Source organism: Amycolatopsis kentuckyensis (genome assembly GCF_002155975.1).
In the GTDB taxonomy this organism is placed as follows: domain Bacteria; phylum Actinomycetota; class Actinomycetes; order Mycobacteriales; family Pseudonocardiaceae; genus Amycolatopsis; species Amycolatopsis kentuckyensis.
In genome coordinates, this window is record NZ_MUMI01000171.1 from 23727 (window position 1) to 39777 (window position 16051).

Consider the following 16051-nt stretch of genomic DNA (forward strand, 5'->3'; position numbering starts at 1 on the left):
ACCGCCGCCCCGTGCTCACTGAGAGGTCTGGCGGATGCGTCTGCTCTTCGTACCCCTGATCGCCGCGGCGCTCCTCGTCGTGCCCGGCTCGCCGGCGTCGGCCGCGCAGATCCGCGTCACCTCCCTCTCCGCGCTGCAGTCCGCGATGGACAAGGCGAACGCCGGTGACACGATCGTCCTCGCCGACGGCAGCTACTCCGCGGGCTCGACGCTCTCGATCAAGCGGTCCGGGACCGGCACGGCGCCGGTGACGATCGCCGCCGAGCACACCGGACAGGCCACCATCACCGGTTCGAAGACGTTCGCCTTCGCAAGCGGCGTCTCGAACGTGGTGCTGCGCGGGTTCAAGTTCCGGGGCGGCGCCTCGCTGAGCGTCCCCGCCGGCGCGCCGAACAACCGCCTGACCCGCAACGACTTCCAGCTCACGGCCGACGGCAACTGGGTCACCGTCAGTGGCGACGACACGGTCGTCGACCGCAACGTCTTCCAGAACCGCACCAGCCAGGGCGTCTTCCTGCAGATCCTCGGGCCGTCCGGCGCCATGGCGAAGCGCGTCCACGTGCACCACAACTACTTCTCCAACCACCAGTTCAGCGGCACGAACGGCGGCGAGTCGATCCGGCTCGGGCTCAGCGACCGCCAGTCGTACACCGCGAACGCGCTGATCGAGAACAACCTCTTCGAGAAGGCCGACGGCGACAGCGAGGCGATCTCGGTCAAGTCGTCCGACAACGTGGTGCGGTACAACACGATCCGGGACAGCAGGGGCTACATCGTGCTGCGCCACGGCAACCGCAGCACCGTCGAGGGCAACGTGCTCTTCGGCTCGGGCATCCGGTTCCACGGCAACGACCACAGGATCGTCGGCAACTACGTGGCGAACTCCGGTGACCGCGCCATCGTCTTCGGCTCCGGCGACGAAGCCGACAGCGGCCCGGCGAGCAAGCTCCACGACCGGCCGGACCGGGTCACCGTCGCGTACAACACGGTGCTCGGGTCCAGCAGCGTGATCGACGGCGACGGCGGGGACTTCAAGCCGAAGGACTGCGTGGTCGCGGACAACATCGTCAAGGGCACCTCGGGCACGCTGGTGACGCTGCCGAGCGGGTCGACGGTCAAGTACGAGGGCAACATCACCTTCGGCGGCACCGCGGGGATGCCGTCGCGGAACGTCGACCCGAAGCTGGTCAAGGACGCCGCCGGGCTCTACCGGCTGGCGTCGGGGAGCCCGGCGATCGGCACGGGCGTGGGGTCGTACCCGTACGCGGCGAAGGACTTCGACCTCCAGGCCCGCGCGGGCACCTTCGACGTCGGCGCCGACGAGTACTTCGCGTCCGGCACGACCCGGGTTCCGCTCACGAAGGCGGACGTCGGCCCGGCCGCTCCCTGAGGTGCCTTTTCGAAAAGTGTCGTACCCGCCGGGCACAATGGCCGCATGCCCGAACTTCCCGAGGTCGAAGTCGTCCGCCTGGGCCTGCAGGCGCACGTCGCGGGGCGGACCATCCGCGAGGCGGAGGTCCTGCACCCGCGCGCCATCCGCCGGCACGCCCTGGGCGCGGAGGACTTCACGCAGCGGCTCGCCGGCACCCGCGTCGAGGCGGCGCGGCGCCGGGGCAAGTACCTGTGGCTGGAGCTGTCCGACAAGGAGGCGCTGCTGGCTCACCTCGGCATGAGCGGGCAGATGCTCGTCCAGCCGGAGGGCGCGCCGGACGAGAAGCACCTGCGGGTGCGGCTGCGCTTCGACGACGACGGGCCGGAGCTGCGGTTCGTCGACCAGCGGACGTTCGGCGGCCTGGCGCTGGACGACCTCGGTGACATCGGCGGTGATGTCCTGTTGCCGGACACGATCGCGCACATCGCCCGCGACCCGATGGACCCGGAGTTCGACCTCGACACGGCGGTGCGCGCGCTGCGGTCGCGGCGCACCGAGGTCAAGCGGGCGCTGCTCGACCAGACGCTGGTTTCGGGGATCGGCAACATCTACGCGGACGAAGCGTTGTGGCGGGCGCGCCTGCACTGGGCCCGGCCGACCGAGAAGCTGACCATGGCGAAGGGCCGCGAGCTGCTGTCGGCGGCGTCGGACGTGATGAACGCGGCCCTGGGCGCGGGCGGGACGTCGTTCGACGCGCTGTACGTGAACGTCAACGGGCAGTCGGGGTACTTCGACCGGTCGCTGGACGCGTACGGCCAGGAGGGGATGCCGTGCCACCGGTGCGGCACGGCGATCCGCCGGGAGCCGTTCATGAACCGTTCGTCGTTCTCGTGCCCGCGGTGCCAGCCGCGGCCGAGGGCGAACTCGGGTAGATAAAGGAGGTTCGCTCTTCAGCTAGGATGAATATGCCTGGTAGCTGAGGGAGTGCATCGTGGTCAAGGAGCCCGGAAAGTCGACGCTGGCCGACAAGATCGACCGGCTGTTCCACGTGGTCCGCAGGCCCGATCGGGAGCCGTACAGCAACGAAGAGGTCGCCAAGGCCTGCCGCGAAGCGACGGGCGAGAGCTTTTCGACGACGTACTTGTGGCAGCTGCGCACGGGTCGCCGCGACAACCCGACCAAGCGGCACCTCGAGGCACTGGCGCAGTTCTTCGGAGTCCCACCGGCGTACTTCTTCGACGACGAGCAGAGCCGGAAGATCGCGGAGGAGCTGGCGTTGCTGGGCGCCCTGCGTGACGCGGGGGTGCGGGACCTGGCGCTGCGCGCGGTGACGTTGTCCTCGGACGGCCTGGACACGATCAGCGACATGATCGACGCGATCGCCCGGCGGGAGGCCGGCCGCGGCGGCCCGAAGAAGGAGAGCTGAGGGGGCCGGTGCGCTCGCTGGGGAAGCCGGGTACTGCCGCGAACCGCCGGTCCGGGTTCCGGTCCGGCCGTGTGGAACCATGTGCGGCGTCCGCGCGTCGGATTTTTCCCGACCGCGCAACCACCTGCGCTGCGCGGCGTTGAACCTGTCGAAGCCGTACGGCCGGGGCGTGGCGAGGGAGGCCTGACAGTGGCGCGACCATCCTTGCGGAGGCGACCGGCTCGATCGCTCTGGAAGCGGGCCCGCCAGGTCGCCGATGCCGTGAGCCTGCCCGAGCCGTTCGACGCCGAGGACTTCGTCGCCGCACTGGCCGCCGAGCGGGGGCGTCCGATCGAACTGATGCCCGTCAGCGCTCCCGAAGGCGCGCCGTGCGGGCTGCTGATGAGCACCGAACGCGCCGACTACATCCTCTACCCGACCAACACGACCGCCCTGCACCGGCGGCACATCCTGCTGCACGAGGTCGGGCACCTGCTGTGCGGCCACGTGGGCGCCGACGCCGGCGCGGACGGCGTCGCCATCGATGCCGCCGCCGGGCGGCAGCTCATGCCGAACCTCTCGGCCGAACTGGTCCGGCGCGTGCTCGGGCGCACCACGTACTCGGAGGTCGAAGAGCGCGAGGCCGAACTCGTCGCGAGCCTGCTCGCGCAGCGCGTCGTCAAACCCGCCGAGCCGCGCGAACCCGCGCCCGGCGTCCCGGACGGCGTGCGGCGCTTCGATTCCGTGTTCGGCCGCCGCACGCCGTGATCGAATCCCTCGCCTACTACCTCTGCCTCGCGGGCTTCGCCGGGTTCGGCTACAAGCTGATCGAGGCGCGCCGCAGCCAGCCGCCGCGCACGATGTGGTTCCTCGCCGGCTTCGGCATCTGCATCGCCACCGGCATCGTCGTGCTGACGCCGGCGATGTCGGCCCTCGCCGGCCCGGGCCCGGTGGCCGAATGGGTCCTGAGCCTGGCCGGCGACGAGCTGAAACTGGGCGCGATCGGGTTCGCGATGGCCTTCACCCAGTCGGTCTGGCGCGGCGACAGTGCCCGGCTCGCCCCGCACGCGCTGTTCACCGGGGCGACGATGGTGCTCCTGGCGGTGTGCTTCGCGCTGTCCGAACCGCGACGCGTGGGCGACGACACGGTCTTCCCGGACGCGGGTCTCCCGTTCGCCCTGGGCGACAAGGTGTTGTTCCTGCTCTACAGCCTGATCAGCCTCGGCCTGCTGTTCGCGGTGTTCGCCCGCAGCGCGTGGCACGCGGAGCCGGGACCGTTGCGGGCGGGGCTGTGGCTGCTGGTCGTCGGCGTGGGCGCGGCGACGGCGTGGACGTTCTGGGACGTCGACGACGTCCTCGAGCTCGCGCGGACGGCCCGGATCGGCGCGCGCGAAGACCTCCCGTCCTCGATCCTCGCGGCGGTGACGGTCGGTTTCGTGGCGATCGGGGCCACGCTCAGCGCCTGGTCACCGGCGGTCTCGTCGGTGATCGGCCGGATACGCGCGTACCGGGCGTACCGCCGCATCGAGCCACTGTGGACGGCGCTGCGCACGGCGGTCCCGGGCATCGCCCTCGACCCGGGCCGCGAGCTGGCGGGAGGAGCGGAGTTCGCGCTGTACCGCAGGGTCATCGAAATCCGCGACGGCCACCTGGCCCTCCGCGCCCACTTCGACCCGGACCTCCCGGCCCGCGCGGAGGCGGCGGCCCGCCGGGCGGGAGTCCGCGAGACGGAGGTGGCGGCAACGGTGGAAGCGATCACCCTGGCGGCGGCGATCGAGGCAGGCAGGCAGGGCCGCCGCTTCGACCGCGAACCCGACCAGCCCCCGGAACCGGACACGGAAGCAGACGTCTCGGCCGAGGCGGCATGGCTGGTCCGCGTGAGCCGAGCCTGGCGCCACCGCGACGCAGTGGCGGAACGAGTCGAGGCGGCCACGCCGGGATAGCCCCCGCGGCCGAGGTGATCGGCTGGGTGGTGCGCGCGGCAAGGCCCCGTGCCGCGGCCAGCCCGCGCGGCCGAGGTGGTCGGCTGGGTGGTGTGCGCGGCACCAGCCCCGAGTCGCTCGCCGGGGTAGCCCCTGCGGCCGAGGTGGTCGGCTGGGTGGTGTGCGCGGCAGCAGCCCCGCGCCGCTCGTCGTGGTCAGCGCGAGCGGTCGCCCTCCAACAACAGAACCCGCCACCCCGCTTCTCAGCGCGGGTACCGAGCCCCGTTCACCGTCACCCGCAGCGTGTACAGCGAACTCGAAGCCGTGATGAACAGCTCGTTCCCCCTTGCCCCGCCGAACGTGAAGTTCGAGCACACCTCCGGGATCCGCAGCTTCCCGATCCGCGTTCCATCCGCGGCGAAACAGTGCAGCCCGTCGTGCGCCGCCGCCCAGACCTGGCCCTCGCTGTCCACCCTCACGCCGTCGAAGCCGCCGCTGTCGCTCGTTGCGAAGATCTCGCCGCCCGTCAGCCGGCCGTCGGTGGTCACCGTGAACGCCCTGATGTGGCTCGGCTTCTGGCGGGTGTCCGCGATGTACAACCGCGTCTCGTCCGCCGAAAACGCCAGGCCGTTCGGCCGGCTGAAGTCGTCCGCCACGATCTCCACCGAGCCGTCCGGGGCCGCCCGGTACACGTGGCACGCGCCGATCTCGCTCTCCGCTCGATACCCCTCGTAGTCGCTGTCGATTCCGTAACTCGGGTCGGTGAACCAGATTGACCCGTCCGAGTGCTCGACCACGTCGTTCGGGCTGTTCAACCGCTTCCCCCGGTACTCCGCTGCCAGCACCGTGATCGAGCCGTCGTGCTCGGTGCGCGTCACGCGGCGGGGGCCCTGCTCGCAACTGATCAGGCGCCCCTGGCGGTCCACCGTGTGGCCGTTCGCGTACCCGGACGGCTGACGGAAGACGCCGACCTCACCCGTCGTCTCGTCCCAGCGCAGCGTGCGGTCGTTCGGGATGTCGCTGAACACCAGGTAGCGCCCCGCCGGGAAATACGCCGGTCCCTCCGTCCAGCGGCAGCCCGTGTGCAGGCGCTGCGTCCACTCGTCGCCGTTGACGCGCGCGAACCGCTCGTCCAGCACCTCGAAGTCCGTCTTGATCAGGTCCATCACCAGCTCCTCATGAGATTCTGCCAGAAGCATGGATCACCGAACCTGATATGGTCAACAGGTGGATGAAGTAGATCGCATGCTGCTCAGCGAACTCCAGCGCGACGCGACGCAGGCGTACGCCGCCCTCGGGAAGGCCGTCGGGCTCTCCGCGGGCGCCGCCCACGAACGCGTGCGCAAGCTCCGGGACCAGGACGTCATCCGGCGGACCACCGTGGATGTCGACCCGGCCGCCGTCGGGCGCGGGGTCGCGGCCTTCGTGCTCGTCGAAGCGAACGCCTGGATGGGTGACAGCTCCGTGCGCGAGGCCCTCGAAGTGCTCCCCGAAGTCGTGGAAGCCCACGTCATCGCCGGTCCGGCGACGCTGCTGGTCAAGGTGCGCACCGCGACGACCGAAGACCTCCAGGCGTCGCTGCGCCGGCTCTTCGCGATCGACGGCGTCACCGGCACGCAGACCATCGTGGTCCTCGAATCCTTCTTCGAGCGGCCCGTCGACACGCGGGGCTGAGCGCGCCGGCACTCGAACACCCTCCGCCGTGCACACTACTGCGCATTGCGTGGTACCTTCCCAAGCGTAAGACTGGAGGGTGCAGTGGAGATCAGTCAGCTGCTCAAGGGCGTGCTCGATCTCGCCGTCCTCGCGGTGCTCCGCGAGGAAGACGGCTACGGGTACGACGTACTGAGAAGACTCCGGGCCGCCGGCCTGGACGAGGTGGGGGACGCGTCGGTGTACGGGACGTTGCGCAGGCTCTACAAAGCCGGGCTGCTGACCTCGTACGTCGTGCCCAGCGAAGAGGGTCCCCACCGCAAGTACTACAGCCTGAACGAACCGGGCCGGGCGCGGCTGGCGGAGTCGGGCAAGACGTGGCAGAGCTTCGCATCGACGATGAACGTGCTTTTGGGAGAGGCAGCATGAGCGACAAGCCGACCGCCGTGCGGGTGTATCTGGCGCGGGTCCGGACCGCGCTCGCCGACCTGCCCGCGAGCGAGATCGAAGAGATCCTCGAGGACGTCCGCCCGCACCTGGCGGAACTGGAGGCCGAGCTGGGCGAAGGCGCCCGTGTCGAGGCCCTGATCGAACGGCTCGGCTCGCCGGAGAGCTACGCCGCCGAGCTGCGCGCGTCCGGCGGCTACCCGGCGCCGGGGGAGGGCGCCACGCAGGTGCTCACCACCACCGCCGCGCCCAGTCTGGTGAAACCCCGGATCGCGTTGTGGGGTCTGGTGTTCTGCACGCTGGGGCTCGGACTGCTCGCCTTCGGCGCCACCGTCTCCCGCAGTCCCGATGCCTTCATCGGCCTGTTCCTGTTCGCGCCGGTCTTCCTGCTCAGCCTGGTGCTGCTGCTGCGCGGCGGGGTCGAGCCGGTGCTGGCCCTGCCGGAAGTCGGGTGGCTGCGCGCCACCCTGGCCAAGGGCCGTGAGCAGGAGGACACCGGCAAGTTCCTGCGCTACCTCGGTTCGCTGAAGCCGGCGTGGTGGGTGCTGTGCGCCGTCGCGCTGGTCGCGCTCGGGCTGCTGTTCATGCTGCAGCGCCGGAGCGGCGTGCTGTTGCTGCCGTTCCTGATCCTGGCGGCCGTCGGGGCGCTGTGGGCCGGCCCGCGGGTGGGGAAGGACCGGCGGCTGCTGTGGGTGGCCGTGCCGATCTCGGCGTTCGTCATCGGCGGCGCGCTGGGTGGCTTCGGTGCCGCGATCGACCTCTTCGCCCGCGGAAGCTCCTATTCGGGCCCGTCGGCGTACTACCCGTCGTCGTCCGACAACTACGGCAACGACCAGCTGACCTACGGCGGCCGCGACGTGGAGAACGTCTACGTCTTCGACGCCGAGGGCAAGCCGCTGACCGAGGTCTACCTCTACGACGAAGAGGGCAGGCCGATCACGGTGACCCGCTACGGCTGCGAGCGGTCGAGCGGCAGCAAGCAGAAGATCGGCGAGGACAACCGGTTCCCGCGGCCGAAGATCGAGCAGGGCGTCACCGACGACCAGGGCAATTACAACGGCTACAACGGCTACCGCGGCGCCTGCCGCGAGCTGGCCGGTGTGCCGTTCAGCGCGGCGATCCCGAAGATGACGGTGCCGACCACGCCGTCGGCCTCACCGACCCCGACCAGGTAGGGGGCGCGGGCGCGTTCACCCGTTCCGAACGCGCCCGAAACGCCGGGCGAACGTGAGCGTGCTGAGCTGGACGGGTGACGCCACCCACGGACCGTTTCGCCCCGCGCACCCGGGTCGTCCACGGGTACGAGCGCGCCTACCGGATGGCCGGGCGCGGACCGGCCCTGCTCTTCCTGCACGGCATCGGCGACGACTCGTCGACCTGGCTGGACCTGCTGGCGTCGCTGTCGGACCGCTTCACGGTGATCGCGCCCGACCTGCTCGGCCACGGCTCGTCGGCCAAGCCGCGTGCGGACTACTCGGTCGCGGCCTACGCGTGCGGCATGCGCGACCTGCTGACCACGCTCGACGTCGACCGGGTGACGGTGGTCGGGCACTCGCTCGGCGGCGGCGTCGCGATGCAGTTCGCCTACCAGTTCCCGGAACGGTGCGAACGCCTCGTCCTGGTCGGCTCGGGTGGGGTGGGAGCGGGCGTCCACCCGCTGCTGCGCCTGGCCGCGGCGCCGGGGGCGGGGCTGCTGCTGCCGCTGCTGGGGACGCCGCCCGCGGTGGCGGCGCTGCGCGGGTTCGCCGGGCTGCTGCGGGTCATCGACGACGCCGACCTCGACTACGTGCTGACCCGGTACGCGCGGCTGGTCGAGCCGGGCACGCGCTCGGCGTTCCTGCGGACGCTGCGCTCGGTCGTCGACTGGCGCGGGCAGGTGGTCAACATGCTGGACCGGTGCTACCTGACCGCGGGCATCCCGACGCTGCTGGTGTGGGGCACGGAGGACAGGGTGGTGCCGAGCGGCCACGCGCTGCGCGCGCACCGGGCGATGCCGGGCAGCAGGCTGGTCCTCTTCGAGGGCGCCGGCCACTTCCCGCATCGGTCGGATCCGGAGCGGTTCCTGGAGATCCTGCGCGAGTTCTTGGCGAGCACGCCGCCGGCGGAGTACGACCGGGCAAGGTGGGGTGAGCTGCTGCGGGCGGGGCGGCTGGAGCGGTGGTCGGACCCGGCGGCGATCCCGGACGCGCCGACGGTGTCGTCGGGGACCTGAGCAGCCCCCGTTTCCACGCTACCGGCGGGCACCGACAGTTTCCGGGGCCGCCGGCAGAGCTGTCCCCAGGTACGGGGCAACCGACGGAGCTGTCCCCAGGCCCGAGGTGGCCGGCAGTGCTGTCCCCAGGCGCGGGGCAGTCGGCGGAGCTGTCCCCAGGCCCGAGACAGCCGGCAGAGCTGTCCCCAAGTACGGCGAAGGCCGCCTCCCGGGGGAGGCGGCCTTCGGGTCGACGGGCGTCAGTGGCCGAACGCGCTGCGCGCCGCGAGGTCGGCCAGCAGGGCGCGGCCCTTCTCGGCGTTGCGCGGCTGGGACAGGACGTCGTACCTGCGGGCCACCAGCTGGCTCTGCGAGATGAACCCGCGCTTGTTGCGGTTCACCGCGTAGCCCAGCGCGCCGAAGAGCAGGTTGAAGCCGAGACCGGCGACGAGGCCGATCACGATCGGGACCATGCCCGCACCCGGGTTCAGCAGGCTGAGCATCAGGCCGAGGAACAGGCCGAACAGCGCGCCGGACGTCGCCGCGCTGCCGAGGACCTTGCCCCACGACATCTTGCCCGCGACCCGCTCGACGAGCATCGGTTCCACACCGACGATGGTGACGTCGGTGACGGGGAAGTCCGTGCCCGCGAGGTGGTCGACCGCCCGCTGTGCCTGCTCGTAGGACTCGTACGAACCGATCGGCCAGCCGGTGGGCAGGGTCGGCAGCTGGGGCCGGGCCTGCTGCTGTCCGATCGTGGTCTGCGTGAATGCTGTGGTCATCGATCTCACCTCTCTTGCCCTGTTCAACGTGCGAGCACCCTGGTTTTCCTCCCGCTCGGGCGAATTCACAGACTCTTCTCAGCCGGGCAACCCGGACAAACCAGCCCCGATCGCAATGGCTCAGAAAAATACCTTTTCTCGGGTTGACCCAGCCTACCTCACCGGGTAGGAAGGACCGGCAAAGGATTCATACCAAACCTTTGGGGCGACGATGGCACGCAGGCGAGGCATGCTCACGCTCGACGAACTCCGGGCGCGAGTGGACGCGGGCACGATCGACACCGTGCTCGTCGCGCTCACCGACATGCAGGGCAGGCTGCAGGGCAAGCGCTGCTCGGCCGAGTACTTCCTGGACGAGGTCGTCGGCCACGCCACCGAGGCCTGCAACTACCTCCTCGCCGTCGACGTCGACATGAACACCGTCGACGGCTACGCGCTCTCCTCCTGGGACAGCGGCTACGGCGACTTCGTGCTACGCCCCGACCTCGAGACGCTGCGGGAGATCCCGTGGCAGGAGGGCACCGCGCTCGTCCTCGCCGACGTCGAGCGCGTGCAGGGTGGCCCGGTCTCGGTGTCGCCGCGCCAGATCCTCCGCCGCCAGCTCGACCGCCTCGCCGAGCGCGGGCTGGCCGCCTACGTCGGCACCGAGCTCGAGTTCATCGTCTTCGACGACACCTACGAAGCCGCCTGGGACAAGCGCTACCACGGCCTCAAGCCCGCCAACCAGTACAACGTCGACTACTCGATGCTCGGCACCGCGCGGCTGGAGCCGTTGCTGCGCCGCATCCGCAACGACATGGCCGGCGCCGGGCTCTACCCCGAGTCCGCCAAGGGCGAGTGCAACCCCGGTCAGCAGGAGATCGCCTTCCGCTACACCGATGCCCTGAGCACGTGCGACAACCACAGCGTCTACAAGAACGGTGCCAAGGAGATCGCCGCGCAGGAGGGCAAGAGCCTCACCTTCATGGCGAAGTACAACGAGCGCGAGGGCAACTCCTGTCACATCCACATCAGCCTGCGCTCCACCGAGGGCCGGGCCGTCCTCGCCGGCGAGAGTGAGCACGGCTTCTCGAAGCTGATGGAGCACTTCCTGGCCGGCCAGCTCGCCGGGTTGCACGAGCTGACGTTCTTCTTCGCGCCGAACGTCAACTCCTACAAGCGGTTCGTGCCCGGCAGCTTCGCGCCGACCGCGATCGCCTGGGGCACCGACAACCGCACCTGCGCGCTGCGTGTCGTCGGCCACGGCGAATCGCTGCGCGTCGAGAACCGGGTGCCGGGCGGGGACGTCAACCCGTACCTCGCCGTCGCCGCGCTCATCGCCGCCGGGCTCCACGGCATCGAGAACGAGCTGGAGCTCGAAGAGCCGTTCACCGGCAACGCCTACCACTCCGGCCGCGACACCGTGCCGACGACGCTGCCCGAGGCCGCGGCGGCCCTGGCCGGCAGCGACCTGGCGCGCGAAGCGTTCGGCGACGACGTCGTCGACCACTACCTGAACGCGGCGAAGATCGAGATCGACGCCTACAACGCCGCCGTCACCGACTGGGAGCTGATCCGTGGCTTCGAGCGCCTGTGAGCCCGTCATCGGGCTGACGTCCTACCTGGAACCCGCGAAGTTCCTGGTCTGGGACACCGAAGCCGTGCTGCTGCACCGGGTCTACGTCGACTGCGTCGTCGCCGCGGGCGGCATCCCGGTGCTGCTCCCGCCGGTGTCCGAAGCGTACGACCGGCTGGTGTCCACTATGGACGGCCTGGTGCTGACCGGCGGCGCCGACGTCGAGCCCGCGCGCTACGGCCACGAGCCGCACCCGGCCACCTACGTCCGGCCGGAGCGCGACGCCTTCGAGTTCGGGTTGTTCGGGGCCGCGCGCCGAGCGGGCAAGCCGGTGCTCGGCGTGTGCCGCGGCCTGCAGGTGATGAGCGTCGCTCTCGGCGGCACCCTGACCCAGCACTTGCCCGAAAGCGGCACCACCGAGCACCAGCCCGCCCCGGCGACCTTCGGCCGGGGCACCGTCACGCTGGCCGAGGGCAGCAGGGCGGCGTCGATCCTCGGGCCCGAGACGAAGACGCTCTGCTACCACCACCAGGCGATCGACCGGCTCGGCACCGGGCTGGAGGCCGTCGGCTGGGCGGCCGACGGCACGATCGAGGCCGCGGAAGTGCCCGGCGAGTTCACGCTGGGCGTCCAGTGGCACCCCGAGCAGGACACCGACGACGTCCGGCTGTTCCAGGCTCTCGTCGAAGCGAGCAAGGAGAACCGATGACCACCAGTGAGGATTGTTCAGCCGTCGGCCGCCACATGGCATCCGAGGAATCCGGCGGATCGAGCGCGGGGCGTGGCGGCCTAACCAGAACAAACCTCAGTTTCGACGTCCTGAACCCCGCCACCGAGGAGGTGGTGCGGAGCGTCCCGCTGACGAGCGCCGAGGAGACCGACGCGGCGATCGCCCGCGCCCACGCGGCCTTCCCGGCCTGGCGCGACGTCACCCCCGGCGACCGCGCGCGGCTGCTGCGCCGCTTCGCCGACGCCGTCGAGGCCGACATCGAGCACCTCGCGCGGCTGGAGGTCGAGAACTCCGGGCACACCATCGGCAACGCCCGCTGGGAGGCGGGCAACGTCCGCGACGTCCTCAACTACTACTCCGCCGCCCCGGAACGCCTGATCGGCCGGCAGATCCCGGTGCCGGGCGGCGTCAACGTGACCTTCCAGGAGCCCCTGGGCGTGGTCGGCGTGATCGTGCCGTGGAACTTCCCGATGCCGATCGCCGGCTGGGGGTTCGCGCCCGCCCTCGCCGCCGGGAACACCGTCGTCCTCAAGCCCGCCGAGCTGACGCCGCTGACCGCGATCCGGCTGGCCGAGCTGGCCCGCGAGGCCGGCATCCCGGAGGACGTCTTCCAGGTGCTGCCCGGCAAGGGGTCCGTGGTCGGGCAGCGGTTCGTCGACCACCCCGGAGTCCGCAAGGTCGTGTTCACCGGCTCGACCGAGGTCGGCAAGCAGATCATGGCGGGCTGCGCGGCGCAGGTGAAGCGCGTGACGCTGGAGCTGGGCGGCAAGAACGCGAACATCGTCTTCGCCGACTCCGACCTGGAGAAAGCCGCCGCGACCGCGCCCTACGGCGTCTTCGACAACGCCGGCCAGGACTGCTGCGCCCGCTCGCTGATCCTGGTGCAGGCGAGCGCGTACGACCGCTTCATGGAGCTGCTGGAGCCCGCGGTGCACGGCGTCGTCGTCGGCGACCCCGGTGACGAGAAGACCGAGATGGGCCCGCTGATCTCGGCCGCGCACCGGGACAAGGTCGCTTCCTACGTCCCGGACGACGCGCCCGTCGCGTTCCGCGGCACGGCCCCCGCCGGCCGCGGCTTCTGGTTCCCGCCGACCGTGCTCACCCCGCCCGACCTGCGGCACCCGGTCGCCGCGGAAGAGGTCTTCGGCCCGGTCGTCGCCGTCGTGCCGTTCGCGGAGGAAGCCGACGCCGTCCGCATGGCCAACGCGACCGAGTACGGCCTGTCCGGGTCGATCTGGACCCGCGACGCCGGCCGCGCGTTCCGAGTTGCGCGCGGCGTCGAATCCGGCAACCTCTCGGTGAACTCGCACTCGTCGGTGCGCTACTGGACGCCGTTCGGCGGCTTCAAGCAGTCCGGTCTCGGCCGCGAGCTCGGCCCGGACGCCGCCGCGGCGTTCACCGAAACCAAGAACGTCTTTCTGAGCACGGAGGAGTAATGGTCCAGCGTTTCGAAGGCCGCGTCGCGGTCATCACCGGCGGCGCCAGCGGCATCGGGCTCGCCTCGGCCCGGCGCCTGGCGAGCGAAGGCGCGAAGGTCGTCATCGCGGACCTCTCGCCGGCCGAGGGCAAGGCGGCCGCCGACGACATCGGCGGCGCGTTCATCCAGACCGACGTCACCGACGCCGAGCAGGTCGAGAACCTGTTCCACAGCACGGTGGAGCAGTTCGGCTCGGTCGACGTCGCCTTCAACAACGCCGGCATCTCGCCGCCGGAGGACGACTCGATCCTGACCACCGGCATCGAGGCGTGGGACCGCGTGCAGCGGGTCAACCTGACGTCGGTGTACCACTGCTGCAAGGCCGTCCTGCCGCACATGCAGCGCCAGGGCAAGGGGTCGATCATCAACACCGCGTCGTTCGTCGCGGTGATGGGCGCGGCGACGTCGCAGATCTCCTACACCGCGTCCAAGGGCGGCGTGCTCGCGATGAGCCGCGAGCTCGGGGTGCAGTTCGCGCGCGAGAACATCCGCGTCAACGCGCTGTGCCCGGGACCGGTGAACACCCCGCTGCTCAAGGAGCTGTTCGCCAAGGACCCGGAACGCGCGGCGCGGCGGCTGGTCCACGTGCCGGTCGGCCGGTTCGCCGAGCCGTCGGAGATCGCGGCCGCGGTCGCCTTCCTGGCCAGCGACGACGCCAGCTTCATCACGGCGTCGCAGTTCCTGGTCGACGGCGGCATCTCCGGCGCGTACGTCACCCCGCTCTAACGCCTGGTCTTCTTCTTGACGTCGTAGACCTCCCGCAGGTAGCGCCAGGCGGCGTTGAGCTTCTTGCGCTCTTCGGAGATCTCCTTCTCCCGGCGGCGCAGGATCCGGGTGGCGACCTCGGAGGCGAGGAACGCGCCGGCGGCGAAGGTCAGCGCGCCGACGATCAGGGTGAGGGCGATCACGGTGGTGGTCATGGTGACCAGCGTCGGCCGCGCCCGGGCGGGTTGTCCCTGCGCAAAGCTAGCCGGTTTCGTTAGCTTTGTGAGGTGACGCACTGGCGCGCCGACGAGTGGGCGGAAGCGGTCCGGGCCGGCATCCGCTCCCGCGGCCTGTCCCTGGACGAGGCCGCGCGGCGCATCGGCGTCCCGACGTCGACGTTGCGCAGCTGGATCGAGCACCGGCACGCGCCGAAGGTGACGGTGTTCGACCACTGGGCCGGAATCGCCGAGGTCACCGGGCTCGGGGAGGCCGAGCTGCTGCGCGTCGCCGGTGTCCTGCCCGGCTCGCTCGCCGGCCCGGTGCACGTCGCGCAGGCGGCGAAGGCGCTGCGGGAGGGCATCGACCGGGCCGGGCAGTTCCTCCGGCAGGCCACCGCGCTCGTCTACTCCTCGCCCGGCACGCAGGTGGCGAACGCGATCGCGGCGTCGCCGATCGACTGGGAGATGCGGATCCGCTCGGCCACCCGCGGCGACGAGGTCCGCGTCACCTACCACCACTACGTCGGGATCGTGCCGCCGCGGGACTTCCCGTACGCCGACGCCGAGGTCCGGCGGATCCTCGAGCACGACGTCCTCGGCGAGCTGTGGCGGCCGCTCGGGCTGTACTGGCGGGTCGCCGAGGTGCACGACTGGCACGAGCCGCCCCGGCTGGTCATCCAGGTGCCCGAGCAGGAGGCGACGCGGCCGCCCGTGCCGTCGCCGGTCGTCGCCGCGCCGCCGGTGGTCGTGCTGTCGCCGATCTGGGGGTACGGCGAGCTGCTGGCGTCCCTGGTCGCCGACGGGCTGGGCTTCGGCAACGTCGACTTCCGCTACTTCGGCCTCCCGGACACGATGGCCGACCGGGTCCGCCTCACCGCCCGTGAACTGGCCGAACCCGCGCCGCGGCTGGTGCACTCGGTACCGCCGATCATGCTGCTGCACGGCCTCGCCGTGCCGGACCTGACCGGCCGCCTCCCGGTCGTGGTCCGCTACGGGCCGCGGATGCGGGCACGGGCGGCCCGGATCTACCGCGAACCGCTGCTCGAGGCCGGGTTCGACGACCCGCTGGAGGGAGCGCGGGCGATCGAGGAGGCCATCGCGGTCCCGCCGGGGTGCGCGTACTTCGAGGTGACGCTCGCCGACGAGGACGTCTTCGACGGCGACCGCGTTTCGCTGGACCGGCTCAACGACTCGGTGGCCTGGCACGCCGAGCAGATCGTCGAGCAGGTCCTGCTGGGAGCGGGCCTGCCCCCGGTGCCCTTGGGCGGCCCGCTGAAGCGTCTGGTCCTGCCCTCGGGCCGGGTCCGGCGGCCGCCGGTGCTCGCCGGTCAGGTGGTCCGCCGGGCAGGCCGAGCGCAGCACCGGCCGGTCGGAGACTGATGTGGTGTTGCCCGGGTGAAGTAGACGGACCTCGAACCCGGCAGGTACCGTGGCCGTCACAACTGCAGATCGGGCCGTTGAGCCGAGGCGGGAGAGCCCTCACGAAGTCGGTGGGGCACCGAAGGAGCAAACTCCCCGGAATCTCTCAGGTACCTGCTACCGCTTCGCGCGAGGCCACTCTGGAAAGCAGGCGCACCCGCGCCTCACCCAAGGT

Annotated in this window: 17 protein-coding genes and 1 riboswitch; of the genes, 14 read left to right on the plus strand and 3 right to left on the minus strand. The window is 71.1% G+C overall.

Translation table 11 applies throughout. From position 1 onward, the window contains the following. The first annotated feature begins 34 nt into the window (after window positions 1-34). The 5 genes from CCN39_RS17410 (at window position 35) to CCN39_RS17430 (ending at window position 4720) form a co-directional block, all read left to right on the plus strand. A complete protein-coding gene (locus CCN39_RS17410) occupies window positions 35-1390 on the plus strand; it encodes a polysaccharide lyase 6 family protein (protein ID WP_086843243.1) in 1356 nt (451 codons plus the stop codon). Between the two features lie 45 nt (window positions 1391-1435). Next, window positions 1436-2308 carry a bifunctional DNA-formamidopyrimidine glycosylase/DNA-(apurinic or apyrimidinic site) lyase gene (mutM, locus tag CCN39_RS17415; RefSeq protein ID WP_086843245.1) on the plus strand — a complete coding sequence of 291 codons (873 nt, stop codon included), beginning with the start codon at window positions 1436-1438 and terminating at the stop codon, window positions 2306-2308. Between the two features lie 55 nt (window positions 2309-2363). Beyond that, the gene (locus CCN39_RS17420; RefSeq protein WP_013223693.1) at window positions 2364-2798 is read left to right on the plus strand and encodes a helix-turn-helix domain-containing protein; all 435 of its coding nucleotides are present in this window, start codon (window positions 2364-2366) and stop codon (window positions 2796-2798) included. Window positions 2799-3059: 261 nt separating this feature from the next. Further along, window positions 3060-3545 carry a hypothetical protein gene (locus CCN39_RS17425; RefSeq protein ID WP_086843246.1) on the plus strand — a complete coding sequence of 162 codons (486 nt, stop codon included), beginning with the start codon at window positions 3060-3062 and terminating at the stop codon, window positions 3543-3545. Further along, window positions 3542-4720, plus strand: coding sequence for an MAB_1171c family putative transporter (locus CCN39_RS17430; protein WP_086843248.1), 1179 nt, complete (start codon window positions 3542-3544; stop codon window positions 4718-4720). The genes CCN39_RS17425 and CCN39_RS17430 overlap by 4 nt, the downstream gene beginning before the upstream one ends. Before the next feature lie 242 nt (window positions 4721-4962). Here the strand turns inward: CCN39_RS17430 and CCN39_RS17435 are convergent, their stop codons facing one another. Further along, the gene (locus CCN39_RS17435; RefSeq protein WP_086843250.1) at window positions 4963-5865 is read right to left on the minus strand and encodes an SMP-30/gluconolactonase/LRE family protein; all 903 of its coding nucleotides are present in this window, start codon (window positions 5863-5865) and stop codon (window positions 4963-4965) included. Window positions 5866-5926: 61 nt separating this feature from the next. Here CCN39_RS17435 and CCN39_RS17440 point away from each other — a divergent pair, with 61 nt between their 5' ends. The 4 genes from CCN39_RS17440 (at window position 5927) to CCN39_RS17455 (ending at window position 9011) form a co-directional block, all read left to right on the plus strand. Then, on the plus strand, window positions 5927-6373 hold the full coding sequence (locus CCN39_RS17440; RefSeq protein WP_244210830.1) for an Lrp/AsnC family transcriptional regulator: 447 nt from the start codon (window positions 5927-5929) through the stop codon (window positions 6371-6373). Window positions 6374-6457: 84 nt separating this feature from the next. Next, window positions 6458-6781 carry a PadR family transcriptional regulator gene (locus CCN39_RS17445; RefSeq protein ID WP_086843254.1) on the plus strand — a complete coding sequence of 108 codons (324 nt, stop codon included), beginning with the start codon at window positions 6458-6460 and terminating at the stop codon, window positions 6779-6781. Further along, on the plus strand, window positions 6778-7974 hold the full coding sequence (locus CCN39_RS17450) for a DUF1700 domain-containing protein (protein ID WP_086843255.1): 1197 nt from the start codon (window positions 6778-6780) through the stop codon (window positions 7972-7974). The genes CCN39_RS17445 and CCN39_RS17450 overlap by 4 nt, the downstream gene beginning before the upstream one ends. A gap of 74 nt (window positions 7975-8048) precedes the next feature. Then, complete coding sequence (locus CCN39_RS17455) at window positions 8049-9011, plus strand: alpha/beta fold hydrolase (protein ID WP_086843257.1); 963 nt, start codon at window positions 8049-8051, stop codon at window positions 9009-9011. Between the two features lie 239 nt (window positions 9012-9250). Here the strand turns inward: CCN39_RS17455 and CCN39_RS17460 are convergent, their stop codons facing one another. Next, on the minus strand, window positions 9251-9772 hold the full coding sequence (locus CCN39_RS17460; RefSeq protein ID WP_086843259.1) for a YflT domain-containing protein: 522 nt from the start codon (window positions 9770-9772) through the stop codon (window positions 9251-9253). Window positions 9773-9983: 211 nt separating this feature from the next. Here CCN39_RS17460 and CCN39_RS17465 point away from each other — a divergent pair, with 211 nt between their 5' ends. The 4 genes from CCN39_RS17465 to CCN39_RS17480 are packed head-to-tail and all read left to right on the plus strand — an operon-like array spanning window position 9984 to window position 14260. Then, window positions 9984-11348 (plus strand): glutamine synthetase family protein, encoded by a 1365-nt coding sequence (locus tag CCN39_RS17465; protein WP_208630258.1) that lies wholly within the window; start codon window positions 9984-9986, stop codon window positions 11346-11348. Next, window positions 11329-12036 carry a gamma-glutamyl-gamma-aminobutyrate hydrolase family protein gene (locus CCN39_RS17470; RefSeq protein ID WP_086843262.1) on the plus strand — a complete coding sequence of 236 codons (708 nt, stop codon included), beginning with the start codon at window positions 11329-11331 and terminating at the stop codon, window positions 12034-12036. Before CCN39_RS17465 ends, CCN39_RS17470 begins: the two co-directional genes overlap by 20 nt. Window positions 12037-12071: 35 nt before the next feature. Next, the gene (locus CCN39_RS17475; RefSeq protein WP_434781111.1) at window positions 12072-13493 is read left to right on the plus strand and encodes an aldehyde dehydrogenase family protein; all 1422 of its coding nucleotides are present in this window, start codon (window positions 12072-12074) and stop codon (window positions 13491-13493) included. Further along, window positions 13493-14260: a 3-oxoacyl-ACP reductase gene (locus CCN39_RS17480; protein WP_086843264.1), complete on the plus strand. Its 768-nt coding sequence runs from the start codon at window positions 13493-13495 to the stop codon at window positions 14258-14260. The genes CCN39_RS17475 and CCN39_RS17480 overlap by 1 nt, the downstream gene beginning before the upstream one ends. Here CCN39_RS17480 and CCN39_RS17485 read toward each other — a convergent pair. Next, window positions 14257-14454 carry a hypothetical protein gene (locus CCN39_RS17485; RefSeq protein ID WP_086843266.1) on the minus strand — a complete coding sequence of 66 codons (198 nt, stop codon included), beginning with the start codon at window positions 14452-14454 and terminating at the stop codon, window positions 14257-14259. The two genes, CCN39_RS17480 and CCN39_RS17485, sit on opposite strands and share 4 nt — an antisense overlap. 72 nt (window positions 14455-14526) lie before the next feature. Between CCN39_RS17485 and CCN39_RS17490 the strand changes: the two genes are divergently transcribed. Continuing rightward, window positions 14527-15837: a helix-turn-helix domain-containing protein gene (locus tag CCN39_RS17490; RefSeq protein WP_086843268.1), complete on the plus strand. Its 1311-nt coding sequence runs from the start codon at window positions 14527-14529 to the stop codon at window positions 15835-15837. 78 nt (window positions 15838-15915) lie between these two features. Further along, window positions 15916-16009: riboswitch (glycine riboswitch) on the plus strand. Window positions 16010-16051 lie beyond the last annotated feature (42 nt).